The sequence below is a fragment of the Pseudomonas sp. B7(2017) genome (assembly GCF_002112745.1).
In the GTDB taxonomy this organism is placed as follows: domain Bacteria; phylum Pseudomonadota; class Gammaproteobacteria; order Pseudomonadales; family Pseudomonadaceae; genus Aquipseudomonas; species Aquipseudomonas ekonensis.
Map to the genome: position 1 here is coordinate 1 of NZ_NEIP01000016.1, position 26,225 is coordinate 26,225.

Sequence of the window (26,225 nt, forward strand, 5' to 3'; positions counted from 1 at the left end):
TCCCCCTACGAATCCCCCGACTCGCGCAAGCTCAACGAAGCCGCCGAGCGTGCCCTCGACCATTACCTCAACCCGATGTTCGTCCCTGAACCCGCGCTCAAGATCAGCAAGCTCTACGCCATCGCCCCCGCCGCCGACAACGAGGAGCTGCTGGCCGACGCCTGCGAGACCCTGACCTCGGCCAAGGTCATGGCCAACAACTTTGCGGGGTTGTTAGACGGCCAGCACCGGCACACGGCGCAAGGCATCGCGCAGCTGATCATGCTCGGCGAACTGGCGGTGAACCGGGTGCTGGACAGCCTGGAACTGAAGGCCGACGCCGCCCTCTGACCAAACGCAAACCCCTGTAGGAGCCAGCCTGCTGGCGATCGCGGTGGGCCAGCCAACATCACATTCGGCTGACCTGCCGCCATCGTCAGCAGGCTGGCTCCCACACGGTCTGGCGGTGAACACCGGCCTCACGTCTGGGCCCTCCAAATAACAATATTTCTCGTTTAACCCTAAATCGCGCCCTTCCCCTTCGTCTCTGAGCAAACGGAAATTTTCCCTCGATGACAAGGAGTCGGCTGCGATGTTCGCGCCCATTACCCGTTCCATGACCCTCACCCTGGGCCTGTGCAGTGCCGCCCTGAGCTCGGACCTTCTGGCCGAGACCGAGGCCGAGCAGCGCCCGGAAACCGACGCGCCGGCCCTGGAACTGGCCGCCACCAGCGTCACGGCCCAGGGCCTGGGCAGCACCACCGAACACACCGGCGCCTACACCACCGGCGCGATGAGCACGGCGACGCGGCTCAACCTGTCGATCAAGGACACCCCGCAATCGATGTCGGTGGTCACCCGCCAGCAAATGGACGACTTCAAGCTCGGCACCCTGTCCGAGGCCATGAGCCAGACCACCGGCATCGTGGTGCAGCACAACGACTCGGACCGGATCAGTTATTCCTCGCGCGGCTATTCGATCAACAGTTTCCAGGTCGATGGCATGCTCAACACGTTCACGTTCATGAAGTCGGACTCGGACACGATCATCTACGACCGCATCGAGGTGGTGCGCGGTGCCACCGGCCTGACCACCGGCGCGGGCGATCCGTCGGCGACCATCAACATGGTGCGCAAGCGCCCCACCGCCCAATGGCAGGCCCAGGCCGGGGTCAGCGGCGGCAGCTACGACGATTACTACAGCTACGTGGACGTGGGCGGGCCGCTGGCGTTCGACGGGCGCCTGCGCGGGCGCAGCGTGCTGGCCTACCGCGACAGCCAGTCGTTCCGCGACAAGTACGCGCTGCAGCGGGAAGTCGGCTACGGCATCCTCGAAGCCGACCTGACCGATTCCACCGTGCTGGCGGTCGGCTACGACTACCAGGACAAACACGTGCAAGGCACCTCCTGGGGCACCGTGCCGTACTGGAACGCCGACGGCGGCAAGGCCGGCCTGGGCCGTTCCACCAACATGGCGACGTCCTGGAGCTCCTGGCCGATCAGGGACAAGACCGCCTTCGCCACCCTCGACCAGGCGCTGGCCGACGGCTGGCACCTCAAGGCCGCCTACACCCACCGCCAGAGCGACACCGACGGCAAGGTCTACTACGGCGGCGCCGGGTTCCCCGAGGCGGACCGCAGCGGCATGACGGCCTACACCTCGCACATGCTCGGCACGCAGAAGATGACCGCCTATGACTTCAACGTCTCCGGTCCCTACACGCTGCTGGGCCGCGAACACGAACTGATGCTGGGGTACGGCGAGGCCGAACGGCGCTCCGCTTCGCCCTACGCGATCGCCGGCCCCCGGTCAGACGACTACGGCACCATCCGCGACTGGAAATACATGGGCACTATCGCCAAGTTCCCCGACACCGTCACCGGGCTCACCGAATCCAAGGACGATACCCGGCAGAAGGCCGGCTACCTGGCCACCCGCCTGAGCCTCACCGACCGTCTGCATGCGGTGCTCGGCAGCCGTTACGGCAGTTGGGAGTCGTCCAGCACCAGCAACACCTTCGGCGACGACCTGCACGTGACGGCCGTGGACACCACCCGCCAGAAGCACAACGACCAGTGGACGCCCTACGCCGGACTGCTCTACGACATCACGCCCGAATACACCGTGTACGTCAGCTACACCGACATCTTCAAGCCGCAGACCAACCGCGACGCCAACCGCAAATACCTGGAGCCGGTGGTGGGCAGCAACTACGAACTGGGGCTCAAGGGCAGCCTGCTGGACGAGCGCCTGAACCTGGCCACGGCGCTGTTCTGGAGCAAGCAGGACAACGTCGCCGAGGTGGACGATTCGGTGCCGCCGGACCCGAAGACCGGCGAAGAGTTCTACAAGAGCGGCGGCAAGGGCAACAAGGTCAGCGGGTTCGAGGCGGAGGTGTCCGGCGAGGTGCTGGACGGCTGGAACCTGACCGCCGGCTACACCTACACCCACTCCGCCGACGGCGAGAAACGGCGCACCAACACCAACCAGCCGCTGAACCTGTTCCGCCTGTCCACAGCCTATCGCCTGCCGGGCAGCTGGAACGCGCTGACGGTGGGCGGCGCGGTGAACTGGCAGAGCGACATCTACGGCAAGGCCAATCGCCCCGTGGGGCGCGACGCCGACGGCGAGATCGTCACGCGCCGCACGCGGATCAGCCAGGACGCCTACACCGTGGTCAAGCTGATGTCGCGCTACGAGTTCGACCGGCACCTGTCGGCGTCGCTGAACGTCGACAACCTGTTCGACAAGAAGTACTACGACAACGTCGGCTTCTACAACGGCGTGTTCTGGGGCGACCCGCGCACGGTGACGCTGAGCCTGGACTGGAAGCTTTGACCCCAAGGTAGTTGGGCATCCCCTGTGGCGGGTTCCCTCGTCACAGGCAGCCGTTAACCCTTAGTTAATGCCTCCGGCGGACACTGCGCGCCGAGACCTCGATTCATGGACGAAAGGCTCCGACATTCACAGTGGGAGGCACCATGAACATCACCACCGCAATCCTCGCCGCACTGCTCGCCTTGGGATCCGCCAGCGCGTTCGCCGAAGGCGGCGCCGAGCGCATGCGGCACTATTACCAGAACTTCCCGGTGCATCACGACGCCGCCGGGCAACAGGCCGACAGCAAAGCCGATGAGCTGAAGGTTCCGGACGACCAGACCGCGCAAGTGACCGAGTCCTATCGCCCCTGATGGCCCGATGATCTACCGATGACCCTGCGACGGATCCGCAGTGGACAGTTGGGCGCCTCCCGGGCGCCCTTTTTCATGCCTGCAGGTATTTGGACCAGAACAGCATCGGCCCCTGCGCCGGATCCCGCGTGCCGGTCACGAACCCGAGCTTGGCATAGGACGCCTTCGCCACGTCGTTGCCTTCGAGCACCTCAAGGGTGATCTTGCAGCAGCCGCGCTGACGGGCGATATCCTCAACCTTGCGCAGCATTTTGTGGCTCAGGCCCCTGCCGCGAAATTTCGTCATCACCGCCACGTCATGCACGTTGACCAACGGTTTGCAGGCGAACGTGGAAAACCCCTCGAAGCAATTCACCAATCCGGCCGGCTCGCCGCCGACGAACGCCAGCACGCTGAAGGCGTGGGGCCGTTTGGCCAGCTCCTCAGGCAGACGCCGCAGCAAGTCGGGCGCGAGCGACTGGCCGCCGCCCATCGGGTCTTCGGCATAGTGATTGAGCACGACACCGATGGCCTCGGCATGCACCGGATTGGTATAGCTGGCTTGAAGCACAAGAATTTCTGCGGAATCCATTTCCATCCTCGATCGCACGGGGCCCCGGCGCGCGTCTTGCGCGTTGAAAGGCCCGGAGACCATAACGTGGCGGCGGCACGGGCGACAAGACAAACATTGGCTTGCTCCCAGAGGACTGTGCAGGCGGCGTGTCAGGGAATGAATGTGTCGGTTGGCCCGACGCCATCGCTGGCAAGCCAGCTCCCACAGGTTTTGCGCTGGCCGCTGATCCTGCGAATGTCTACGATCCTTGTGGGAGCTGGCTTGCCAGCGATAGGGCCGCCACATCCGACATCCCTGGTGCCTGATTCAACGCCTTCATTGCGCAGCCAGTCGCGGTCAGCGCCCCCAGATCAGTTCCTCGGTCCAGCCCAGCTCGGCGAAGTCCTCGGCCCGCAGGGCCGACTCGCCGGCGCAGAAAAACTCGTCAAGCTGCGGCGGTTCCACAGAGGTGCCGCTGAGCATGGCATGCACCTGTCCGCGATGGTGGATCTGGTGCTCGAACAGGTGCGAGAGCAGGCGCAGGCGGGTGTCGTGCTGCGGCGTGTCCCGGGCGATGGTCACCACCCGGCCCAGATCGGCGTCGCGCAGTTGCTCGCAATAGGCGATCAGGCGCCGGTCCACCTGGGCCTGCTCAAGGCGCAGGGAATGCCCTTCGGTAAACGGTTCGTCGACCGCGAAGAACGCATAGCAATCGGGATGCGGCTCATCGCCGCGCAATTCGCGCTCCAGCGCATCGACGTAGAACCCGTCGCAGGTGAGGATGTGATTGAGCGTGAGGCGGATGCTCGGGAAGAAGCTCACCCGTGGCGCCGCCAGCTCCGCGGCGTCGAGGCGGCTCCAGGCCTTGGCCAGCCGATGGTTGGCCCAGGCGTTCTGGTAAGCCATGGTCAGCAAGTGGTGGGACAGTGGCTGCGTCATCGCGCGCCCTCCTCGCTTCAGGTCTCGGCAAAGCGTTGCAGCTGCATCTCCTTAAGGCGGCTGAGGGTGCGGCGGAACGGGAATTCCAGATAGCCCTCGGTGTACAGCGCCTCCATCGGCACCTGCGCCTCGATGTACAGCGGCACCTTGCGGTCGTAGCACTCGTCCACCAGGGCGATGAAGCGGCGCACGCCGTCGTCGTGCACCGACAGCTGCGGCAACTCGCGGTCGCCGGCGGCCACCCGTTCGGCGCCGTCCTCGGTGCCGCGGGCGATCCGGCCTTCGCGCTTCTTCGCGCTGAGGTTGGGCACCTCGCTCAACAGGATAGCCCGGTAGCTGTCGCACAGCGCGATGAAGTCCATGGCGGCGAACGGCTGCTCGCAAAGGTCGGCGTAACGGCACCACACCACCGACCCGCCGGCCTGCACCACCGGCAGGCTCCGGTGACCGACGGCCACCGGGCCGGCATGGCAAGCCTGCCCGGCCGTCAGTGCCTTGAACACGTCGCCCAGGGCGCTGCTCTGCCCCGGCGCGGCGACCCAGTAGCGATGCGCGTGCGCGCCGGGGTGCAGGCGATGGTCCTCGGCGCCGTTCACCGCGACCACTTGCATGTGCGCCTGGATCGCGGCGATGGCGGGCAGGAAGCGGTCGCGGTTGAAGCCGTCGGCATACAGTTGGTCCGGCGGCAGGTTGGAGGTGCAGACCACCACCACGCCCTCATCGAACATCACCTGAAACAGCCGCCCCAGAATGATGGCGTCGCCGATGTCGTTGACGAACAGTTCGTCGAAGCACAGCACCCGCACCTCGGCCGCCAATTCCCGGGCCAGCGCCCGCAGCGGGTCGGCGATGCCGGTCAACTGGAACGAGCGCTGGTGCACCCAGCCCATGAAGTGGTGGAAGTGCTGACGCCGGGCCGGCACCCGCAGGCTCTGGTGGAAACGGTTCATGAGCCAGGTCTTGCCGCGCCCGACCGGGCCCCACAAGTAAACGCCGGTGACCGAACGGACACCGGCGTGCAAGGCCTCGTGGCACTTGTGCAGTGCGAAGACGGCATGTTCCTGGGCTTCATCCTGGATGAAACCGTCGTGTTCGATGGCGTACTGCCAGGCGCTGAGCGGAGAGTCGAATGTCATGCGCGGCAGTATGCCATGAGCGCTACAGGGAAATGTCCAGTCGGGCGATCTTGCCCTGTTCGTCGAGCCGGAACATGTAGCGCAGCGGCTGCGGGCTGCCTGGAAAGTCGCCGGACACCAGCCCGTGCACCAGCACCTTGCCGGTGCGGTGCTGCACGTCCAGCACCTCGACGCGGGGCTGGTAGCGCCGGCCGCTGTCCTCGATCCAGTGGGCGATGGCCGTAGGACCGACCTGATGGTGGCCCTCGTCGAACACGTTGGCGTTCTCGGCGAAGAAGCTCGCGATCTGCGTGGTGTCACGGGCGTTCGCTGCGTTGATGTACCCGGCGATGGCCGGGGCCAGAGTCGGATGGGACATGGTTGCAACTCCTTGTTGAGTGGTTCTGCCGCCATCCTAGAACAGCCCTGCGTCAATTCTTGTCAGGAGTGAAGCGCCGGGTTTCGTCCTGTTGCATCTGCTGCTGCCAGGTGCGCAGCAGGTCGCTGCGCCGGCCCGGATAGCGCCCGTCAGCGGCCGTGGCGGCGGCGATCCGGTCGGTGCGGAAGGTGCGGTAGGCGCCGCGCAGTTCGCACCAGGCCACCAGGATCCGCACTTCATTGAGAAAGCCCAGCGCCAGCGGCCAGATCGAGCGCTGGCTGGGCGTCTGCTGCGCGTCGGCGTAGTCGATCCGCAGTTTGCTCTGCTCGCGGATGGCTTGGCGCAGCACGCTCAGCGGCACGACGTTCTGCGGGAAGCCGTACCCCGCCGGCCCCGGCATCACGGTGGGGTTGAGCAAGGCGTCCCGGGCCTTGGGGTCGAGCACCGCCGCGATCTTGGCCAGGGCATCGGCGGCGGCCTTGCCCAGCACCTCGTCGCCGCGCTGATCGACGTAGCGCAGGCCGAGGACGATGGCTTCGGTCTCATCGGCATTGAGCATCAGCGGCGGCAGGAACAGGCCGCTGCGCAGCACGTAGCCGACGCCGGCCTCGCCGTGGATCGGCGCGCCCAGGGCGGTGAGCTCGGCGATGTCGCGGTACAGCGTACGCTCGGAGATCTCCAGCTCCGCCGCCAGCGTCGCCGCCGTCACCGGGCGCTTCTTGCCGCGCAGCACTTGCAGCAGGGTCAGTAAACGGGTGGTACGCGACACGGTGCAGGCTCCGTCCGGAAAATGGCCGAAGCTTAGCACCGGGCACTGTCAGATTCTGTCAGCAGGTCTCTGCAGTCATGCCCCACCCAAGAACCTGTGGGAGCGGGCTTGCCCGCGATGGCGGTGCATCAGGCGATGAATGTGTCGGCCGGACCGACGCCATCGCCAGCCCAGGCACCTCAGGGACAAACCTGCCTCAGGCATCGACCTTATGACGGGCCGCGTAGAGGCACAGCATCTCCATGGCCAGGGTCGCCGCCGCCAGGGACGTGACTTCGGCGTGGTCATAGGCCGGCGCCACTTCCACCACGTCCATCCCCACCAGGTTGATCCCGCGCAGGCCGCCGAGGATCTCCAGCGCCTGCACCGTGCTCAGGCCGCCGCACACCGGGGTGCCGGTGCCCGGGGCGAAGGCCGGGTCGAGGCAGTCGATGTCGAAGGTCAGGTACACCGGGCTTTCGCCGACCCGCGCACGGATGGCCTCGACGATGGCCTCGCAGCCGCGCCGGTGCACCTGCCGCGCATCCAGCACCTGAAAGCCCTGAGGGTCGTCGTTGGTGGTGCGCAGGCCGATCTGCACCGAACGCGCCGGATCCACCAGCCCTTCCCGCGCCGCATGCCAGAACATGGTGCCGTGGTCGACCCGCTTGCCGCCTTCGTCCGGCCAGGTGTCGCTGTGGGCGTCGAAGTGGATCAGCGACAGCGTGCCGTGCTTGCGTGCATGGGCCTTGAGCAGCGGGTAGCTGATGAAGTGGTCGCCGCCGAAGGTGAGCATGGCGCTGCCGCTCTGAAGGATTCGCTCGGCATGGGCCTCGATGCTTTCCGGGATGGAATGCGGCGCGCCGTAATCGAAGTCGCAATCGCCGTAGTCGATCACCGCCAGATGATCGAACGGGTCGAACGTCCACGGCCAGTGGCGTTCCCAGGCGATGCCGGCGGACGCCGCGCGGATCCCCCGAGGCCCGAACCGGGCGCCCGGGCGGTTGCTGGTGGCGGTGTCGAACGGCACGCCGCTGACGGCCACGTCCACTCCGCGCAGGTCACGGCTGTAGCGCCGGCGCATGAAACTGGTGATGCCGGCGTAGGTGCTTTCGGCGGCGGTGCCGAAAAGGCTGTCGCGGGTGATGGCTTGATCGTTTTGCATCGGCACGTCCACGGTGAATCTCCTTTTTATTGATGGCTGCGAAAAGCGGTCCACAGGCGGGTGCGCTGGCGCATGTCCTTGAGGCTCATGCTGCGGTCGGCATATAGCCGCTCACGCACACCGGGCTGCGGGTAGATGTCCGGGTCGTTGCGCACCGCCTCGTCCACCAGCGGCGTGGCGGCCTGGTTGGCGGTGGCGAAGAACAGGGTGTTGGTCAGCGCCGCCACGGACTCGGGCCGCAGCATGAATTCGATGAAGGCCCGGGCGGCCTCCGGGTGCGGCGCGTCCTTGGGGATGGCGAGGTTGTCTTGCCACACCAGCGTGCCCTCACGGGGGATGCGGTAGGCGATCTCGAACGGCTTGCCGGCCTTGCGCGCCTGGTCGGCGGCCATGCCTGCGTCTCCGTTGTAGGTCAGCGCCAGGCACACGCTGCCGTTGGCCAGGTCGTTGATCTGCCGGCCGGTGGCGACGTACAGCACCGACGGCTGCAACCGCTGCAACAGGGCTTCGGCGGCGGCCAGGTCTGCCTTGTCGCTGCTGTAGGGATCCTTGCCCAGGTAATGCAGGGCCAGGCCGATGACCTCCTGCGGCGAATCCAGGATCGCGATGCCGCAGTCCTTGAGCTTGCCGGCGTATTCCGGTTTGAACAGCAGATCCAGGCTGTTGAGCGGCGCATCCGGCAGGCGTTTCTTGACGGCCTCCACGTTCATCCCCAGACCCAGGGTGCCCCAGGTGTAGGGCACGCCGTAGCGGTTGCCGGGATCCACCGCCGCCAGTTTCTCCAGCAGATCCGGATCGAGGTTGGCGTAGCCCTTGAGCCCTTCACGGGGGATTTCCTTCAGGGCGCCCGCCGCCAGCCCGCGGGCCAGCACGGTGGAGGACGGCACGACCACGTCGTAGCCGCTGCCGCCGGTCAGAAGCTTGGTCTCCAGCACTTCAGTGGTGTCGAAGGTGTCGTAGCGCACATGAATGCCGGTTTCCTGCTCGAAGCGCTGCAAGGTCTGCGGCGCCACGTAATCGGCCCAGCTGTAGAGGTTGAGGGTCTTGTCCTCGGCGTGGGCCGTGAACACAGCAGAGATCAACAGCGCGGGCAAGCCCAGTTTGAACACAGAAGCCATGACGAACACCTGACCGAGGGGAGTGGTGGCAGGATGCGCCGGCGGATACATTACAAAAATCTCAAGTTCGTTAACCTGACATTAGCCGGAGACAATGTGATGCTCGGTCAACTCCACGACGTGGATCTGCAACTGCTGCGCCTGTTCGTCGGCGTGGTCGAATGCAACGGTTTCAGTGCCGCCCAAGGGGAACTGGGCTTGAGCCAGTCCAGCATCAGCCAGCAGATGGCCAAGCTTGAGACGCGCCTGGGCTACCGGGTGTGCAACCGCGGCAAGGCCGGCTTCAGCCTGACGCCCAAGGGCGAACGGTTGCTGGCCGCGACCCGTGCGCTGTTCCAGTCCATCGAAGCGTTCCGTCATGAGTCCAACGGCGTGGCCGGGCGCCTGATCGGCGAGGTGCGCCTGGGGCTGTCCGAAGCGGTGGACCACTCGGTGCTGCAACGGGTGGCTGATGCGATCCGGCGCTTTCGCGCGCGGGACGAGGCGGTGCGCATCGAGCTGATCAGCGCCATGCCGGGGGAAATGGAGCGCCTGCTGCTGCAGCAGCGGCTGGACCTGGCCATCGGTTACTTTTCCCAGGTGCAGACTGCGTTCGACTACCGCGAACTGTTCCATGAGACCCAACACCTGTACTGCGCCCCCGGCCATCCGCTGTTCACCGACGACGCACCGGACGACGCGGCGCTGCAGGCCTGCGACCGGGTCGACCATCCGTACCGGTTCCTGCGCAGCGACGAGCCGTTCCAGGGCCAGGTCTGCTCGGCGCGCTCGGAACAGGTCGAAGGCACGCTGGCGTTTATCCTGTCGGGCAAGCACGTCGGCTACCTGCCGAGCCATTACGCCCGCCAATGGGTGGACAAAGGCCTGCTGCGACCGGTGCGCGAAGGCGGATTAAGCTTTGAGGTGGCGTTTCACCTGGCCCGGCACCGGGCCCAGGTGCCGGGGGACGCGCAGAAGGCGTTCGAGGAGGATCTGTTGGCGGCGTTTGCCTGAGGGCCGCGTAAAACCTGACCTTTCAGGCAATTTTATTGCGTTGCCCTCACCGCTCGCTTCCGGCATCCTGCGCACCCATTTTCTGACCCGGCTGCGCCTTGCGGCGCGCACACCACCATGACCGTCTCCGAAAAAGCCCCGCGCAACAACGACCTGATCTACGGCCTCAACGACCGTCCGGACTTCACCGCCACGGTGTTCGCCGCCCTGCAGCACGTGCTGGCCAGCTTCGTCGGCATCATCACCCCGACCCTGATCATGGGCAGCGCCCTGGGCCTGCACAGCGAAATCCCTTACCTGATCAGCATGGCGCTGTTCGTCTCCGGCCTCGGCACCTTCGTCCAGGCCCGGCGCTTCGGCCCGGTGGGCTCGGGGCTGCTGTGCCTGCAAGGCACCAGTTTTTCCTTCATCAGCGTGATCCTCAGCGCAGGTTTCATGGTCAAGGCCCGGGGCGGCGGCACCGACGAGATCCTGTCGACGATCTTCGGCGTTTGCTTCTTCGCGGCGTTCATCGAAGTGGTGCTGAGCCAGTTCATCGGCAAGCTGCGCATGCTGATCACCCCGGTGGTCACCGGCACCATCATCACCCTGATGGGCCTGTCGCTGATCAAGGTGGCGATGACCGACATCGCCGGCGGCTTCGGCGCACCGGACCTGGGGGCGGCCAGCCATGTGTTCCTGGCCGCGCTGGTGCTGGGCACCATCGTGGTGCTGAACCGGGTCGATGTGCCGTTCCTGCGCCTGGGCGCCATCGTCATCGGCCTGACCCTCGGCTACGTGGTGGCGTGGCTGACGGGCCAGGTGGATTTCGCCAACCTGCCGCAGGTGCCGGCGGTCAGCATTCCCGTGCCGTTCAAGTACGGCTTCAACTTCGACTGGGTGGCCTTCGTGCCGGTGGCGGTGATTTTCCTGGTGTCGCCGCTGGAGGCCGCCGGCGACCTGACGGCCAACTCGATGATCTCGCGCCAGCCGGTCAAGGGCCCGCTGTACATCCGCAGGATCAAGTCGGGGCTGCTTGCCGACGGCCTCAACTCGGCCATGGCGGCGGTGTTCAACAGCATGCCGATGGTGACCTTTGCCCAGAACAACGGGGTGATCCAGCTCACCGGCGTGGCCAGCCGCTACGTGGCGTTCTTCATCGCCGGTCTGCTGGTGCTGCTGGGCCTGTTCCCGATGATCGGCGCAGTGCTGCAACTGATGCCCAAGCCCGTGTTGGGCGGCGCCGAGCTGGTGATGTTCGGCACCGTGGCCGTGGCCGGGATCAAGATCCTCGCCGAGGCCGGGCTGCACCGGCGCAACATGCTGATCGTGGCCATCTCGGTGGGCATGGGCCTGGGAATCGCCGCCGTGCCGGAAGTGCTGCGCGAACTGCCGCAGGCCCTGCGCAACATCTTCGAGTCGCCGATCACTGTCGGCGCCCTGTGCGCGATCGTGCTGAACATTTTCCTGCCGGAAGAGTTCATCGAACTGGAAGAGGACGACTTCGACCCGGAGGCGTCTATCCTGCAGGTCATGGAAAACCCGGAAATGCCGGCCAAGGCTGAACCTGCACAGCCGCCTGCGGTCGCACCGTTGAACCGCTGAGGCGGCCCGCCGCACAATCAAAGGGCCGGACCGTTGGCGGTCCGGCCCTTTTTCTTCATCGAGAGAACGCCCCATGCGCCGTCTCCCCGCCCTGCTGCTGTCCCTGCTTGTGCTGTCCCTCAGCGCCTGTGCGCTGTTCCCTTCCCGCGACCCGGTGAACATCAACGTGGTCGGCCTCGAACCGCTGCCCAGCCAAGAACTGGAAATGCGCTTCGCCCTCAAGCTGCGGGTGCAGAACCCCAATGAAACCGCCATCGACTACAACGGCATCGCGCTGGATCTTGAGGTCAACGGCCGTCCGCTGGCCTCGGGGGTGAGCGACCAGTCCGGCTCGATCCCGCGCTTCTCCGAGGCGGTGGTCAGCGTGCCGGTGAGCGTTTCGGCGTTCTCGGTGCTGCGCCAGACCCTGGGCCTGAGCCAGACCCAGAACCTCGACAACCTGCCTTACGTGCTGCGGGGCAAACTGGCGGGCGGCGCGTTCGGCACGATGCGCTTCACCGACCGCGGCAAGCTCAGCCTGCCCAGGGCCAGCGCCGCCACCTGGTGACGCTGGCCGGGTTCTGCGCCGATCCGGCTGACGCCATCGCCAGCAGGCTGGCTCCCACAGGGATTCAAGGTGAGCGCAGAATCTGTGGTCACCGCATAACAGTGTGGGAGCCAGCCTGTTGGCGATGGCGTCAGTGAAGGCACCGCAGGGCTTGCGGATCAGGCGATAAAGCGCACTCCGGGCTTGGCCCGCTCATCCACGCTCAACTCGAACACGTCCGGCCGCGCATAGTGACCCACCACGTCGTAGTCGTAACGGGCGCGCACCAGCTCGTCGGTATCGATCTCGGCGGTCAGCAGCCCTGCCCCGCCTTTCAGCGGGCCGGCCAGCACATCGCCCATCGGTCCGACGATCACGCTGCCGCCGGCGATCAGCGGACGGTCCGCCGGCCAGTTGGCGACCTCGACGCCCAACTCGTTCGGCGAAGCCTGCACCTGGCACGCGCTGACCACAAAGCAGCGCCCCTCATGGGCGATGTGGCGCATGCTCACTTGCCACATGTCGCGCTCGTCCACCGTCGGCGCACACCACACTTCAATGCCTTTGGCGTACATGGCCGTGCGCAGCAGCGGCATCATGTTTTCCCAGCAGATCACCGCGCCCAGTTTGCCGACCTGGCTGTCGAGCACCGGCAGCGTCGAGCCGTCGCCCTTGCCCCAGATCAGGCGTTCGGTGCCGGTGGGCATCAGTTTGCGGTGCTTGGCCGCAAGGCCCGCCTGAGGGTCGAAATGCAGCGCGGTGCAGTACAGGGTGCTGCCGGCACGCTCGATCACGCCGATCACCAGGTTCGCCCCGGTGCGCGCCGACAGGCCCGCCAGCGCCTCGGTCTCAGCGCCAGGCACATCGATGGCGTTGTCGAAGTAGCGGGCATAGGCCTCGCGCCCTTCCGGCAGCCGATAGCCCAGTTGCGTGCCGAAACCTTCGCCTTTCGGGTACCCGCCGAGCAGCGCTTCGGGCATCACCACCAGCGCGGCGCCGGACTCCAGGATGGCCGCCTCCCAGCTCAGGATCTGTTCCAGGGTTTCGCCTTTGCCGCCGGGCAAGGCGCCGATTTGCAGCGCGGCAACGATGGATTTGGGCATTGCGTTCACTCCGTGAGGATCAGGTGTTGCCGATTCTCCGGCCGCACGGGATCATGAATAAAGCCCTGCCCGCTGCTGAATGATATGAGCCACATGAATATCGCGACCCTCGACCTCAACCTGCTGAAAACCTTCGAAGCCCTCCACGAAGAGTCCAGCGCCAGCCGCGCCGCCCTGCGCCTGGGCGTGACCCAGTCGGCGGTCAGCGCGGCGCTGCGGCGTTTGCGCGAGGTGTACGGGGATCAATTGTTCGTGCGCACCGGCCGGGGCCTGGCGCCGACGCTCAAGGCCAATCAGTTGAAGCCGGTGGTCAGCGATGCGTTGAACAAATGCCGGCAAAGCCTGGCGATGGTCGACCCGGCCGCCGATCAATACGACGGCCGCTCGGTGATCATCGGGCTGTCGGACGATTTCGAGATCGCCTACGGCCGGCGGCTGATCGACGCGATCGCCGACGCTGCGCCGAAACTGCGGGTGATTTTCCGCCAGACCCACAGCCAGATCGTCGCCCGCGCCCTGATGGAGCGCAGCCTCGACCTGGCGATCACCGCCGGCGGGTTTGCCGAGCGGCTGCTCAGCCGTCAGGTGCTGGGTGAAGGGGGATATGCCTGCCTGGCGGATCCGGCGAGCCTGGCGCCCGGCCAGGGGCAGATCGGACTGGAGGAGTTTGTCGCCCGCGAGCACCTGCTGGTGTCCTCGGGCGGCTTCATCGGCATCACCGACGAAGGGTTGGCGGCGCTGGGGCTGAGCCGCCGGGTAGGCGCCTCGACCACTCATTTCGCCGCGTTGCCGCACCTGCTCAAGGGCAGCGGCGCCGTGGCGACGATCCCGGCTCATGCCGCCGAGGCCATCGCGTCGCTGAGCGGCCTGGCGCTGCTGCCCTGCCCCCTGGCGCTGCCGCGTTACCCGGTGGAGCTGGGCTGGCGCACCAGCCCCCAGACCGATCCGGTGGTGCTGAAGGTGCGCGAGGCGATCATCGCCTGTTTCGCCAACGCGTGACGGCGGGTTACTTGTTCGCCGCCATCAGCCGGTTGACTTCGCTGCGCACCATGTTGGAGTACTCCGGCGGCGACATGCCGTCCAGCTCCGACCGCACCCACTCGGCCCATTTGCCTTTGCGCTTGGCCCGCTCGCCGAACAGACGCGCGGCTTCGCCCTTGGCCTTGCCCAGGTTGGTCTTCCAGAGTTCGAACAGTCGGGATTTCTCGTCTTCCAGCGCGGCGCGCTCTGCGAGGGATTTGTCGGCCAGATTGAAACTCATCGGAAATTACCTGCTGCATGAAATGGCGACATCTTACACGCTGGACGGAATTCTCCGGCGGCGGTTTTTCTGCCGCAGATGAAATCGCTGCAACTTTTCAGTTTGCGCCACACTCCATTGATCACTGTCCATTCACCTGCAAGGAGTCACCCAATGGCCCGTAGAACCGCCGCGCACACCGCCGAAGACCAGATCAAGGATCAAGCCTTCAGCGACCTTCAGGCCCTGATCGAAGAATCGGAAAAACTGCTCAAGAGCAGCGCCGCGCTGGTCGGCGAAGAAGCGGAGACCCTGCGCGGGCAGATCGCCCAGAAGTTGCAGCAGGCGCGGGACTCGGTCACGAACGTGCGTGCCCGCACGCAACCGGCGGTCGAAGCCACCCAGAACTACATCGGCGGGCATCCGTGGCAGACCGTGGCGATCTCCGCCGGGTTCGGCCTGGTGGTGGGACTGCTGCTCGGCCGTCGCTGAACACGTGGCCAGGGAGCGTGCTCCCTGGCCACAGTCCGTTCAAAGGCCTGCCAATTCGCGCAGCTGCGCCATTGTCGCGCCGTCCAGCACAATCCCCTCGCTCAGCGACCGCGTCCGCTGAAGGTGCCGGCGATCGCCCGGCAAACGCTTGAGCCCCACCCCGTGCATCTGCCGCACCAGTTCCTGGCTGCGCTCAGCGAAGCTCTGCCCCGCCGCCTTGCTGGGGTCGATGACGATCAGCAACTGACCGGTCCACGGGGTTTTCGCGCCCGGATGGTTCGACCAGTCGAACTCGAAGGAGAAGTTGCCGCCGGTCAGCGCCGCCGCCAGCAACTCGACCATCATCGACAGCGCCGAGCCCTTGTGCCCGCCGAACGGCAGCAGCGCGCCGCCGCCCAGGACCGCCTTCGGATCCTGGGTCGGCTGGCCGAGGCTGTCCACGCCCATGCCCGCCGGCAGCTTCTCGCCCTGGCGCGCGGCGATCTGCACGTCGCCATGGGCGATGGCGCTGGTGGCCAGGTCGAACACGATGGGCGCGCCGTCGGCCCGGGGCGCGGCGAACGCGATCGGGTTGGTGCCGAACAGCGGCCGGTCGGCGCCATGGGGCACCACGCAGGTCATACTGTTGACCACGCTCAAGGCCACCAGACCTTCTTCGGCGAACGGCTCGACATCCGGCCACAGCGCCGCGAAATGATGGGAGTTGCGGATGGCCAGCACCGCGATGCCGGCCGAGCGGGCCTTTTCCACCAGCAACGGCCGGGCGGCGGCCAGCGCCGGCTGGGCGAAGCCGTTGCCGGCATCGACCCGCACGAAGCCGGACGCCACGTCCTCGACCTTTGGCACGGCCCGGCCGTCGACCCAGCCGCTGCTGAGCGTCGAGACGTAACCGGGCATGCGGAACACGCCATGGCTGTGGGCGCCGTCCCGTTCGGCGCCGGCGCAGTTGGCGGCCAGGATCCGGGCCACTTCGGCCGAGGTGCCGTGACGCACGAAGATGGTTTCGAGCAAATGAGTCAGTTCATCGAGGGACAGGGTGGACGAGACAGCAGGATCGTGTGGCGCAGACATCTGAAGCTCCAGAGTAATTATTGGAGGGAACGACAGCGTTCGGACAACTCGCCCGCCGATTAACCATGCCCCGACGACAGGCTGTCAACCCTTGCGTGGAACGACCGCTGTCTCGGCGGCGTATATAACGGTGTACCACCTGCAACGCGACACGGCACCTAACCTTGACGCTCCATTCACGGCGCCCGCGCCCCGATCGAGTGTCAACGATGACCGCTTCCCCCGCACCGCTGCTGTTTTCCCAGATCCTGGAAACCCCTTCCCTTTGGAAAGAGCTCGGCACGCCGCTCGGGCTGTCCGAAAATGACCTGAAATGGCTGTGCCATGTGGAGTTGGCCAGCCATGAGCGCCGCAGCCGGGAAAGCTCGCCGATGTTCGCTTACCGCATCATGCTCAAGGCCAAAGACGCCCCGGCGGTGCCGCTGGCCGGAAGCTTTGCCTTGGACGGCACGCCTGACGACGCTGCCGCCGTGCTTTACACACCCTTGGGCGGCGTGCGCAAGTTCTTCGATCTGAATGCCCTCACCCTCCACCTGAGCGACTACATCCAAACGGCCAAGGAGGACGATCCGCTGCTCGCGCTGATGTCACTCGCGCAACGCAAGCGCCTGGTCTCCGGGCAGCCAGTGCAAGTCTCCTACGCCCTGATCAACGGCGACATCTTCGATGACCAGCGCACGGTGATCGAGCAAGGCCCGGCAGACAACGCCAAGGCCATGCTGGATGAACTGCTGCGGCTCCCCACGCTGGCGGATGCGATACAGGACATGTTCGCCGAGCGGTTGCGGAAAATGTTTCCGGGCATCGACCAGCGCCTGACCCGCGTAAGCTTCCCGGGCGCCCGCTGGCCGGCGCCGATGCCCCTGAGCGAAGCCGCGCTCCTGGTCTATTGTCATCCGCTGGAGCCTGACGCCCAGGTGCGCTTCACCCACCCGTCTCAAGCCTCTGACGCCACGTCGGCGAAAGCCTGGGAGCAATCGCTGACGCAAATCGCCGGCATGCTGCTGCCGCTGCTGTTCGATCGCATGGAGCGATATTGGGACGAGCCTTCGGCAGACGGTCACTCGCGCCGTGAATACTTCGCCCGCGCCTTGGCGCAGCAGGCCTTCAACGACCTTGTGCTCAAGCGGGAGGCCCGCATCATCGACGACGTGCAATTCACGGATCTGCTGCGCTGGATCCGGCCCGACACGGCCATCGGCCCCTCCCGCAGCGTCGCGCTGGAGACCGTACGGTTGTGGGAGAACCCGGCCAGACCGGTGGAACTGGCCGGATCGTTGATGACCAGCCGGACCGAGGCGTTCCTGTATACGCCTTCCCAGGGCCTGCAGGTGCTGAAGGACCATGCGGATCTGAAGGATACGCTGCTGGCCAAGTTCAAGGCCGCCGGGCACGAGGATGAGCTCTACGGGTTATTGAGCCTGGAGGAGCGCCAGCGCTTCCTGGGCTTCAAGTACCCGACGGTTTCCGGCGACGTCATCGCCGGGGACATTTTCAAGGTGCTGTTCGAGGCCATCATCACCAAGCAACGGCAGAACCTCGAATACATCCTGCAGGTGTACCGCCACAGCGACGGCACAGTGAATCTGGAGGCCCTTTACGACAAGGCCCTGGATATCCGCTCAATGGTCGACGAGAGACTCATGGGCCTCGATCCCCGAGGCCGCTGGAGCACCCGGCCGGTCTTGACGGGCAGCCTGCAACCGTCGCAAGTGTTGGCGGATCGGGCGAAGGCCGAGGCCAAGAAGTTCGCCAGCGTGCAGATACCCATCGCCCGGGAGTTTTCCCGTCAGCCACTGTATCCCACGCAAGATCAGCAGAGCTATCTGCTCGATATGGTGCCGCGGCTCGCCCACGCCCTGTTCGTCGGCCTCAGCGGGGAGGCCTATCTCGCGACCCTCACGGGCAACTTGACGCACCAGGATGAGGAGATCGTCAAAGCGGTGTTCAACGCTGAGCACCCGAACCGGCGCACCCGTCGCGCGGTTGGCGGTTTCAGGCCGGACGCCTACCGCCTGACCCTGCAATACGCCGATGCGATGCACACCGTGCCGCTGGCCAACTGCATCCTGCTGACCGAACGCGGCGGACTCGACGCACAACACTCGGGCCATGCCCTGCTGTGGACGCCGGCCCTGGGCCTGGAAGTGTTCGACACACTCGACCAGGCCAAGGCGGCGCTGAGTCAACGTCTGCAGGACAGCAGCGCACGTCTGACCCTGCTGGAAAACCTCGCGCCGTCCGCCGACCGCTTCCACCGTGACTTCATACTCGGCCCGCTACGGTTGATCGACGGCGACGTGCGGCAAGACCGGGCCGAATCGTCCCTCGACCGGTTCATGGAAGAATGCACCTATTGGCGCGAGCTCAAACCGAAAGCCGCCTCACTGCAGCGCGCCCTGCAGACGCTGGCCGGCTCCCAGCCCCACACGAACCTGCAACGGGCGGCTGCGCTGGCCCGTGCCATCGCCCTGCAACAGACCTTGCCGGCCTGGTTGGGCATGGCTGCCGTCGAGGATCAGCGACTGCAGATCGAACTGCTCGAACAACTGAGGATCCTGGACAACGAAGACTATCTGCACGGACTGCCGTCCTTGACCGACCAGGTGCGCGAAACCCTCAACCGGTTGCTGGCGCGCCGCTTCCCCGGCGCTGGGCTCAATCCGGACGAGATCGAAATCGCCCCGGTGCTGGCATTGGCCGGGCCGGCGTGCAGCCTGACGGAATATGCCCTGCGACATGTCGACGAAACGCAAGGCGACTTCACGGTTGCCCTGCGCTCACTCGAACCTGTGCCGGCCGGCCTGAACCGCCAAGCCATCCGGCAACTGTTGCTCTCGCTCGAGATCCCCGCCACGTTTGCCAGGCAGGTGAGCGAAGCGTTGTCGACCGATGCGTCAGGCGTGCGCAAGCAACGCTTCGCCCGGCAAGTGTCCTGGCAATTGCTTCAGCACGCCCATGCGCTGAAATTGCAGCAATACCTTTCTGCCGTCGCCTTCGACCTCGTGCATCAAGTGCTGGACATGCCGGATGCGGTCGCCCGGAGCCTCGTCCAGGGCGCACATGCCCTGGTGCGCCCGCTGGAGCTGGTCAAGACCGCCGGCGCCGAGCCGGTACAGGCGCTGGGCCTTTACCTGATCGGTCCGCCCCGCGCAATCGCCGGGCCGCAGGTGCTGTATGCGCCTTACCATGCCGAACAGGTGTTTCGCGAGTTCGCCGACGAAGCGGCTGTCATCGCCGCGTTCAACGTGCCCGGCACACTGCAGGATATGCTGGTACGACGCCTGCCCGAGGCCCAGCGATCGGTGTTCGCTTCACTGTTCAAGGACAGTGCCGGACAGACCAGCGAGATGTCCCTGGCTTTCAGCCCCATCGGCGGTAACCTGCTGGATCGGCTGTTCACCGACAACATCCTGCTGCTGGAGCGCTTGATCGCCGGGCGGTCGCTGACCGGCGCACTGCCGGACTGGGAAACCGTCAAACGAATGTTCGGGAAAACCGTCAACCTCCTCGCCATGCTGCTGCCCGGCAAGATCGGCGCCATACCGTTCCTGTGGCAAAGCCTCAAGGATCTGCGACACTCCGTCGAGGCGCTGGAGCACCACCATTGGAAACAAGCGCTGGGCGACATCATCAACGCGGCCGCGCAACTGGTCGTTTTGAGACGCTTGCGCCTGAAATCGCTGTTCGGCCTCCAAGAGGCCGCCGCTGCGGAACCTGCGCCGGCCCTGCCCGATCCGCAGTGGGACAAGATCAGGTCGACGGCACCGGCCCGTACCTGCCTGAAGGCATTCGAGGCGCCCATGGTGTCCTTGCAGAACCTCAAGCGCGACAGGGTCAGCGGCACCTTTGCGGATCCGACGAGCGTGAAGCGCTACGCGGCGGTGGCCGGCAAGGTGTACCGCGCCGCCCGGGCAGGAATGGGATGGCGTCTCGTCGATGACACCCAGGAGGGCCCGGCACTGGAAAGGACGAAATCCGGACTGTGGGCGATCGATCCGAACCAGCATACCGTCCATTACGGCAAGGCCATGTCGAGACTGCTTGACCGGTACGCGAGCAAGCGCGAAGTCGGGCTCAAGATGAACGTCGAAGCCCAGGGCATGGAGCAGATTCGCGCCTGCCATCCGGAAAAGGCCCGCGCGTTGATGCAGGCGGTGTATCTGGCCCGCCACTACGCCTTCAACAGCCTGCACAACCTGGCCCAGTTCAAAACACTGGCGTCCGCCCCCCGGCTCGATCGGTTTCTCAAGGAATTCTTCGACCTCAACACCATTGGCACCGATCTGATGGAAAAGATCGCCAATGCCGTTAAGCCGGTCTGCCGGGCGCTGGTGGAGCCGACCGACGACCTGCTCGACACTGAACGTTTCGTCATCGGATCCAGCCGACACGCGGAGGAAAACGTGATTGCATTCGTGGTCGATGTCGATCACCGCAATCGAATTCACTTCACCGAGCACTTCTTCAACCAGGAACTGGACTGTTACAAGTCGGGCCTGACCCAGCCGTTCGACGTCGACTGCCACGCGCAAGCCGCAACGCTGCTCCATGAGCTGGCCCATCAGGTCAGCGGCGCCGTGGATATCGCGTCGCTCGAAGCGCGACGACCGTTCTCGGACCTGATCGCCACCATTACCCACGCAGGGAAGAAAATGCACAAGGATCAGGTGGCGTTTCAGCGTAAAGCCCTGTCCCGCTCCACCCCCAGGGAGCAGTTGTTCACCCGCTGGGAGGATGAAGACAGCGCCTGGATCGACATGGATCAGGAAACGGCCACCAAGCATGTGGCCAAGGCCGTGCTCGCCGCCACATCGAGCCGCACGCTGGATGAGGCACGCACCGCGTTCCTTCACCCGACCAACCCCGTGCCGCGCATCGACACGATCCTGCGCAATGCCGACTCGATCGCCTTCCTCATCTGCGAGATGGGCCGCCAACTGGATCCCGTCCCCCAGCGTCCGGCCGGCCCGGTCTGACGAACGTACGTGCAAACGCGCAGCCCCCCCGAACCTGCGCGTTTTCTGTGATGAGCGCGCCAGACGCGCCGAGCGCCGGCGACTGGACCCGTCTTTTGATCATTTTTTCACGCTGCGTATGAATACTGTTCTCAATACAGCCTGTTTTCAGGATGTCGTACGGGAAAAACGGGCCTCATTGATGGGAATTAGCCATGACGGCTGTTCTCGTCCCCTTCCCGTCAAGGTTAGAATGCAGCAAATCAGGACGACTCGATGACCCAGAACACCCTTTCGGAAGCCGAATACGACGCGATCACCGATGCCGCCGCGCACTGGTGCATGCGCCTGCACGCGGTCGACTGCACGGCCGATGAGCGTCGCGCATTCGAGCAGTGGCGCGATGCCGATCCCGTGCACGCGTTCGAGTACGAGGCGATGCTGGAGATCTGGGACATCGCCGAGCACTTGCCGCGCCCGGAACCCTCCGTGGTCGTGCCCCTCGGCAAACCCGTCCGGACCTGGCGCCAGTACGCCACCGTCGCCTGCTTCAGCGCGCTGGCCGTGCCGCTGGCGGCCTGGGCCGGCTGGAACCTGGGCTGGCTGCCCAACAGCTACCAGCATGTCGAAGCCTCCGGCAATGTCCGCCAGGTCACCTTGAAGGACGGCAGCCAGGTCGAACTGAACCTGAACACCGAACTGACCTACGCCAACTACAAGGACGGACGCCATGTCACCCTGAAAAAGGGTGAAGCGTTCTTCGAGGTCAGCCATGACCCGAACCACCCGTTCACCGTCCGTGCCGGCGAGGGGCGGATCCGTGTCACCGGCACCCGCTTCAACGTCTGGATGTACGAGGATCAGGTGAAGGTGAACCTGATCGAAGGTTCGGTGCTGGTCACCAGCAATGCACAGCTGCCGGGCGACGGCCTGCGCCTGGGGCCGTCGATGCAGGCCCGCTACCATCATGGCGACTTCATGCCGCAGATCAGCCAGACCTACGCCAACGACAGTTCGCTGGCCTGGCGCAGCGGCAAGCTGGTGCTGGACAACCTGTCGCTGACCGAAGCCCTGCCGCAGATCAACCGCTACCTGGCCAAGCCGCTGATGCTCGCCGACAACGCCACCGGCACGATCCGGGTCGGCGGGATCTACAACGTCAAAGAGCTCGACAGCCTCGTGACCTCGCTGCCCAAGGTGCTGCCGGTCTACCTGACCCGCAACCAGGACGGCAATCCGGTCATCAACTCGATGCCGCAGCAACCCCCGAAAAGCTGAAGGCCGTACCCCGCAAAGGGTACGGCCTTCATGCTGCATCCGTTTAGCGGCGCTTACTGCGCCGCCACCTTCCCGGCCTTCTCGTTGGTATCTCGCACCGTCTGCAACCGATACTGCGGATCGGCCTTGATCTGCTGTTCGGTGAACGGCAGCACGCTCCAGCGCTTTTTCGAGAACGCTTCGGTCTGGTCCTTCGAATGCTGCGACGCAGGGTCGCTCGACAGCGAGAACGCCAGCAGCCCTTGGGCATGGGGCCCGTTGTCGTCGAACGTGACCACCTGCAGGTAGCTGGTGCCGCTCACCACCTCCAACCGGCCATCTTCGCGCGGCACGCTCTGGATCGCGTTGTAGATGCCCAGCGTGCCCGGGCCGCCATGGATCGGCGTGTGATGCGCGCCGCTGCTGGCCACTTGCACGTCACCCCAACGGGCTTGCGCCGGCAGGCCTATCTTGGCGACCGATTCGGCGGACGCCTGCATCGCTTCACCCACTGCCTTGGCCACCGCCGGCCGCTCGACCGCCAGACCGCGCGGGGTCGTCTGCGGCTGCTGGGGATCGAACGCGACACGCCAGACGTCCGGCGCTTCCTGCAAGGCCTGCATGATGTTCTGGAAGTGCACCAGCCCAAGGCCCGCATCCAGGTCGGCCCGGCCATTCCAGGCCTTAAGGTCCGCGCACACCGTTTTCAGCGCTTGCCCGTCGGCGCTCGCCTCACAGAACTTCAGCAGATCCGGCATGACCTGGGTCGCCAGGTACACCTGGTCGTCCATCACCATGGCCTGCAGGTCCTGCACCGACAGCTTGCCTTTCTTGCCCAACGAGGCCAGGCGGTCCAGCGCGAAGCGCGAACGCAGGCCCAACGGCTGGCCTTCCTGGCTGATCAGCGGCGAGAACCCGGTCAGCGGCTGGGCCGGGTTGGCCAGCCAAGCCGAATCGTTGGAATGCTGGACGAAGTCCTTGCGCAGCAGCTGCGGCAATTGGCCGGAGGCGTAGATGCCTTGCTGCGCCGCTTTGGGGTCGATGTCCCAGGCGCAGTCGCGGCGCGAGCCGTCGAGCACGATCATTTGCAGGCCCGCACGCGGATCGCTGCATCGGGCCAGTTTGTCGGCACTGACGTTGGGCACCACCGACAGGTTCATGTACAGGGTCTGGCCCTTGTCATCCGCCGCCAGGGTGTTGACCCATGGGATGCCCTGGAACTTGTGCACCGAGTCCTGGAAGGCTTTCAGGTCCGCGGCGCGGTTCATCGAATACCACTGGGTCAGCACCCGGTCGTTGCCGAGGTTGGCGTCGCGCAGGCTGTAGGCGTACTGGTTGTCCCAGTCGAGCTTGCCCGGCCACTGCACCACCGGCCCGAACTGCGAGCTGTAGACGTCACGCGTCACCGGCACGACCTGCCCGTCGGCCTGTTTGACCTGCACGGTCAGGGTCTGCTTGCCCATCGGCACCGATTGGCCGTCGAGCAAGTAGCGGGTCGGATCCTTCGGATCGAGCTGCAGACGGTACAGGGTGTAGTGCTTGGACGCGTCGACGGTGTGTGTCCAGGCCAGGTGACGGTTGAAGCCGATATTGATCACCGGCAGGCCCGGCAGGGCCGCGCCCATCACGTCCAGCTTGCCGGGGATGGTCAGGTGCATCTGATAGAAGCGCATGCCGCCGACCCAGGGGAAATGCGGGTTGGCCAGCAGCATGCCGCGACCATTGAACGAGCGCTCGCTGCCCACGGCCACCGCGTTGCTGCCGCGATCCAGCGCGAAGCGTTGCATGTGCAGGTCGGCCACCCGGTAGGCCCGCGCATCGTCGGCGATCCGGGCGCTCGCCTGAGGCGGTGTGGCGCCGGCCAGGGCCTCGGCGAACTGCCCGACCCCGCCCTCGACCAGCAGACGGCGCGTCAGCTTCACCAGATCCTGGGCCGAAATGTCACGCACCCAATCGCCCTGGCATTGCTGCGGCAGCCCCTGCGGGCGCCGTTCGGCCAGGTATCGGTTGTAGCCGGCGGCATACCCTTCCACCAGGTCGCGCACTTCGGCCGGCTGCGCCTGCCAGAACGCCTGCACGGCCTGCGGGGTATTGAGCCAGGTGAAGAACAAGTCGCTGACGCGGTTCTCCCGTTCCTCGACCGTCAGTTGTTCCGGCCCGAAATAACGCGAACGCTCACCGTTGACGGTGACGATCTCGTTGGCCAGCAGGCACAGGTTGTCTTGCGCGTAGGCATAACCGATGCCGAAGCCGAGGCCGCGCTCGTTCTGCGCGCTGATGTGCGGCACGCCGAAACCGGTGCGGCGGATGTCGGCGCCGGTCTGGGCCGAGGGGCTCAACGCATGGGCGGGCAGACTCAGCCCGAGAAACATACCGGCAAGGGCCAGTCCGGTTAACTGCCTGGAAATAATCACGCTCGCTCCTGATCAAATGCCGAAGAGCAGGTCCGATCGTCTTGCCCGGGCACCGGGACAGACCGGATCCGCTCCGGAAACACCCACGCGTCCACGCGCAATGAGCCTTATCAGAGAACGAGCCCGGTAAAAAAAATTTAATCGGCCCGACGCCCGTTCCGCCCCGTGATGACGGAGAAACAACGAATCGGCGACAAATTTTCTACATTTTGACCTTCATGATTTGGCGTGCTGATTCGTCTTGTTACAGAGAGAGCAGCCACATTTTCCTGATCAGGCTCTGAGAAAGGAGTAATCCCATGTACAACCCACCACTACCAACGGACGGTAGCCTGGCGTCGCAAGGCGCTTCGATGGGCCCCCTCGCGAGCAATTTCGGTCAACGCCCCGAGCGCCACGGCAACGAGCGCATCCGCCTGCTGCTCAAAAGCTTCGGCCTGCGCACCAGCCTGATTCGCCTGAAAGTCATCGACGCCCTGCTGGTCGCCGCCGAGAACGACCGCCGCCTGGGTGTGCGCGGCGTGCACAGCCAGTTGCTGGACCTGGACATTCCCTTGTCCTTCCTCAGCGTGCGCGAAGTGCTCAAACGCCTGTGCACCGAAGGCGTGGTCATCTACAACGCCGACAAGAGCTACAGCCTGCACCCTCAGGCCTGCGCCGTGCTCAACGCCGAGTGAGGCCGCCTGCGATCGCCGTCAGGGCTTGACCTTGCGGCGCATCACGCCATTGATCACCACCACGACCACCGCCACACCGATGGCGATGTACTGGAACGTTTTCTCGCCGATCATGCCGGCGTTCTGCAGCCAGGACAGGCCGAGCATGATCGCCAGAACGGCCAGGGCGATCAGAATCGAATATTTCAAGCGTTGCGACTGGGTCATTGCGGGTTCCTGAATCTTGGAATGTATCCGGTTTGTATCGGCTTGCATGCCATGCGCTTACCGTATTGCGGGGATGCGCGGCAGCGGGCGGGGTCTCATGTTACAGCCGATGACGAGTTTTGGCTCGCAGGCGGCGTTAACCATGAGGACTTTCGAAATGCTGCGTCGAATCACCTGGCTGATTCCGGTTCTTGCACTGCTGACCCTCAGCGGCTGCATCATCTTTCCCCACGACGGCTGGCATGGCGGTCACCGTTACTACGCTCCGCAAGGCCCCGGCTATTACTACCATCGATAAGCCCGTCGCCCAGGAGCCTGTCGCGCTCCATTCAACTGTAACCAATTGATGAACACCTGAAGGAATGCCCACGAGGATGTGGGCATTTTTCGTGGGGCACCCGGCCTGAAACGCACCGGAAAAGAAACCGGCCAGCGCAGGAAAGGCCTCTTTGGCAACACGTTGCAAATCGGCCAAACATCGGGTCACACCTGCGGCGTGGCAGCCTCCCGCCCCCGCCCCCTATTCTTTGCGCTCC

Annotated in this window: 24 protein-coding genes; 12 read left to right on the forward strand and 12 right to left on the reverse strand. The window is 65.3% G+C overall.

Annotated features, from left to right (window positions below; all coding sequences use genetic code 11):
• The 3 genes from CAG29_RS22995 to CAG29_RS23005 all read left to right on the forward strand — a co-directional run.
• The coding region (locus CAG29_RS22995) for a DUF6124 family protein (RefSeq protein ID WP_085695188.1) at window positions 1-330 on the forward strand (330 nt) is incomplete at its 5' end.
• Between the two features lie 241 nt (window positions 331-571).
• A complete protein-coding gene (locus CAG29_RS23000; RefSeq protein ID WP_085695189.1) occupies window positions 572-2,818 on the forward strand; it encodes a TonB-dependent siderophore receptor in 2,247 nt (748 codons plus the stop codon).
• 143 nt (window positions 2,819-2,961) lie between these two features.
• Window positions 2,962-3,171 (forward strand): hypothetical protein, encoded by a 210-nt coding sequence (locus CAG29_RS23005; protein ID WP_085586024.1) that lies wholly within the window; start codon window positions 2,962-2,964, stop codon window positions 3,169-3,171.
• A 73-nt stretch (window positions 3,172-3,244) separates the two neighbouring features.
• Here the strand turns inward: CAG29_RS23005 and CAG29_RS23010 are convergent, their stop codons facing one another.
• The 7 genes from CAG29_RS23010 to CAG29_RS23040 form a co-directional block, all read right to left on the reverse strand.
• On the reverse strand, window positions 3,245-3,742 hold the full coding sequence (locus tag CAG29_RS23010; protein WP_085586026.1) for a GNAT family N-acetyltransferase: 498 nt from the start codon (window positions 3,740-3,742) through the stop codon (window positions 3,245-3,247).
• 318 nt (window positions 3,743-4,060) lie between these two features.
• Window positions 4,061-4,642, reverse strand: a complete 582-nt coding sequence (locus CAG29_RS23015) for a DinB family protein (RefSeq protein WP_085633211.1) — start codon at window positions 4,640-4,642, stop codon at window positions 4,061-4,063.
• 17 nt (window positions 4,643-4,659) lie between these two features.
• A complete protein-coding gene (gene zapE, locus CAG29_RS23020; protein WP_085695190.1) occupies window positions 4,660-5,778 on the reverse strand; it encodes a cell division protein ZapE in 1,119 nt (372 codons plus the stop codon).
• Window positions 5,779-5,800: 22 nt separating this feature from the next.
• Complete coding sequence (locus CAG29_RS23025; RefSeq protein ID WP_085586032.1) at window positions 5,801-6,136, reverse strand: nuclear transport factor 2 family protein; 336 nt, start codon at window positions 6,134-6,136, stop codon at window positions 5,801-5,803.
• Window positions 6,137-6,188: 52 nt separating this feature from the next.
• The gene (locus tag CAG29_RS23030; protein WP_085633209.1) at window positions 6,189-6,905 is read right to left on the reverse strand and encodes a YafY family protein; all 717 of its coding nucleotides are present in this window, start codon (window positions 6,903-6,905) and stop codon (window positions 6,189-6,191) included.
• A 196-nt stretch (window positions 6,906-7,101) separates the two neighbouring features.
• Window positions 7,102-8,061 carry an agmatinase gene (gene speB, locus CAG29_RS23035; protein WP_085586036.1) on the reverse strand — a complete coding sequence of 320 codons (960 nt, stop codon included), beginning with the start codon at window positions 8,059-8,061 and terminating at the stop codon, window positions 7,102-7,104.
• 14 nt (window positions 8,062-8,075) lie between these two features.
• Entirely contained in the window at window positions 8,076-9,167 is a 1,092-nt protein-coding gene (locus tag CAG29_RS23040; protein WP_085586202.1) for an extracellular solute-binding protein, read from the reverse strand.
• A 99-nt stretch (window positions 9,168-9,266) separates the two neighbouring features.
• Here CAG29_RS23040 and CAG29_RS23045 point away from each other — a divergent pair, with 99 nt between their 5' ends.
• The 3 genes from CAG29_RS23045 (at window position 9,267) to CAG29_RS23055 (ending at window position 12,291) form a co-directional block, all read left to right on the forward strand.
• Window positions 9,267-10,160, forward strand: a complete 894-nt coding sequence (locus CAG29_RS23045) for a LysR family transcriptional regulator (protein ID WP_085656964.1) — start codon at window positions 9,267-9,269, stop codon at window positions 10,158-10,160.
• Window positions 10,161-10,277: 117 nt separating this feature from the next.
• Window positions 10,278-11,744 carry a nucleobase:cation symporter-2 family protein gene (locus tag CAG29_RS23050; protein WP_085586040.1) on the forward strand — a complete coding sequence of 489 codons (1,467 nt, stop codon included), beginning with the start codon at window positions 10,278-10,280 and terminating at the stop codon, window positions 11,742-11,744.
• A gap of 73 nt (window positions 11,745-11,817) precedes the next feature.
• Window positions 11,818-12,291, forward strand: coding sequence for an LEA type 2 family protein (locus CAG29_RS23055; RefSeq protein ID WP_085586042.1), 474 nt, complete (start codon window positions 11,818-11,820; stop codon window positions 12,289-12,291).
• 158 nt (window positions 12,292-12,449) lie between these two features.
• Here the strand turns inward: CAG29_RS23055 and CAG29_RS23060 are convergent, their stop codons facing one another.
• Window positions 12,450-13,373: a carbon-nitrogen hydrolase family protein gene (locus CAG29_RS23060; RefSeq protein ID WP_085656962.1), complete on the reverse strand. Its 924-nt coding sequence runs from the start codon at window positions 13,371-13,373 to the stop codon at window positions 12,450-12,452.
• A gap of 84 nt (window positions 13,374-13,457) precedes the next feature.
• Between CAG29_RS23060 and CAG29_RS23065 the strand changes: the two genes are divergently transcribed.
• On the forward strand, window positions 13,458-14,372 hold the full coding sequence (locus CAG29_RS23065; RefSeq protein WP_085586046.1) for a LysR family transcriptional regulator: 915 nt from the start codon (window positions 13,458-13,460) through the stop codon (window positions 14,370-14,372).
• A gap of 7 nt (window positions 14,373-14,379) precedes the next feature.
• Here the strand turns inward: CAG29_RS23065 and CAG29_RS23070 are convergent, their stop codons facing one another.
• On the reverse strand, window positions 14,380-14,634 hold the full coding sequence (locus CAG29_RS23070) for a hypothetical protein (protein ID WP_085586048.1): 255 nt from the start codon (window positions 14,632-14,634) through the stop codon (window positions 14,380-14,382).
• A 153-nt stretch (window positions 14,635-14,787) separates the two neighbouring features.
• Between CAG29_RS23070 and CAG29_RS23075 the strand changes: the two genes are divergently transcribed.
• Entirely contained in the window at window positions 14,788-15,105 is a 318-nt protein-coding gene (locus CAG29_RS23075; protein WP_085586050.1) for a YqjD family protein, read from the forward strand.
• Window positions 15,106-15,144: 39 nt separating this feature from the next.
• On the opposite strand, the gene CAG29_RS23080 is transcribed toward CAG29_RS23075, so the two are convergent.
• Window positions 15,145-16,176 carry an Ldh family oxidoreductase gene (locus tag CAG29_RS23080; protein ID WP_085695191.1) on the reverse strand — a complete coding sequence of 344 codons (1,032 nt, stop codon included), beginning with the start codon at window positions 16,174-16,176 and terminating at the stop codon, window positions 15,145-15,147.
• Window positions 16,177-16,385: 209 nt separating this feature from the next.
• On the opposite strand from CAG29_RS23080, the gene CAG29_RS23085 reads away from it, so the two are divergent.
• Together CAG29_RS23085 and CAG29_RS23090 are read left to right on the forward strand one after the other, a co-directional pair.
• A complete protein-coding gene (locus CAG29_RS23085; protein ID WP_085695192.1) occupies window positions 16,386-21,155 on the forward strand; it encodes a DUF6543 domain-containing protein in 4,770 nt (1,589 codons plus the stop codon).
• A gap of 255 nt (window positions 21,156-21,410) precedes the next feature.
• Window positions 21,411-22,412 (forward strand): FecR family protein, encoded by a 1,002-nt coding sequence (locus CAG29_RS23090; RefSeq protein WP_085695193.1) that lies wholly within the window; start codon window positions 21,411-21,413, stop codon window positions 22,410-22,412.
• Between the two features lie 53 nt (window positions 22,413-22,465).
• On the opposite strand, the gene CAG29_RS23095 is transcribed toward CAG29_RS23090, so the two are convergent.
• Window positions 22,466-24,805 carry an acylase gene (locus tag CAG29_RS23095; protein ID WP_085695194.1) on the reverse strand — a complete coding sequence of 780 codons (2,340 nt, stop codon included), beginning with the start codon at window positions 24,803-24,805 and terminating at the stop codon, window positions 22,466-22,468.
• A gap of 299 nt (window positions 24,806-25,104) precedes the next feature.
• Here CAG29_RS23095 and CAG29_RS23100 point away from each other — a divergent pair, with 299 nt between their 5' ends.
• Window positions 25,105-25,482, forward strand: coding sequence for a fe2+ zn2+ uptake regulation protein (locus CAG29_RS23100; RefSeq protein WP_085633190.1), 378 nt, complete (start codon window positions 25,105-25,107; stop codon window positions 25,480-25,482).
• Window positions 25,483-25,500: 18 nt separating this feature from the next.
• Here CAG29_RS23100 and CAG29_RS23105 read toward each other — a convergent pair whose 3' ends face one another.
• Window positions 25,501-25,689 carry a hypothetical protein gene (locus CAG29_RS23105; RefSeq protein ID WP_085586062.1) on the reverse strand — a complete coding sequence of 63 codons (189 nt, stop codon included), beginning with the start codon at window positions 25,687-25,689 and terminating at the stop codon, window positions 25,501-25,503.
• A gap of 157 nt (window positions 25,690-25,846) precedes the next feature.
• Here CAG29_RS23105 and CAG29_RS28570 point away from each other — a divergent pair, with 157 nt between their 5' ends.
• Window positions 25,847-25,987, forward strand: coding sequence for a hypothetical protein (locus CAG29_RS28570; protein ID WP_170930006.1), 141 nt, complete (start codon window positions 25,847-25,849; stop codon window positions 25,985-25,987).
• The last annotated feature ends 238 nt before the right edge of the window (window positions 25,988-26,225 follow it).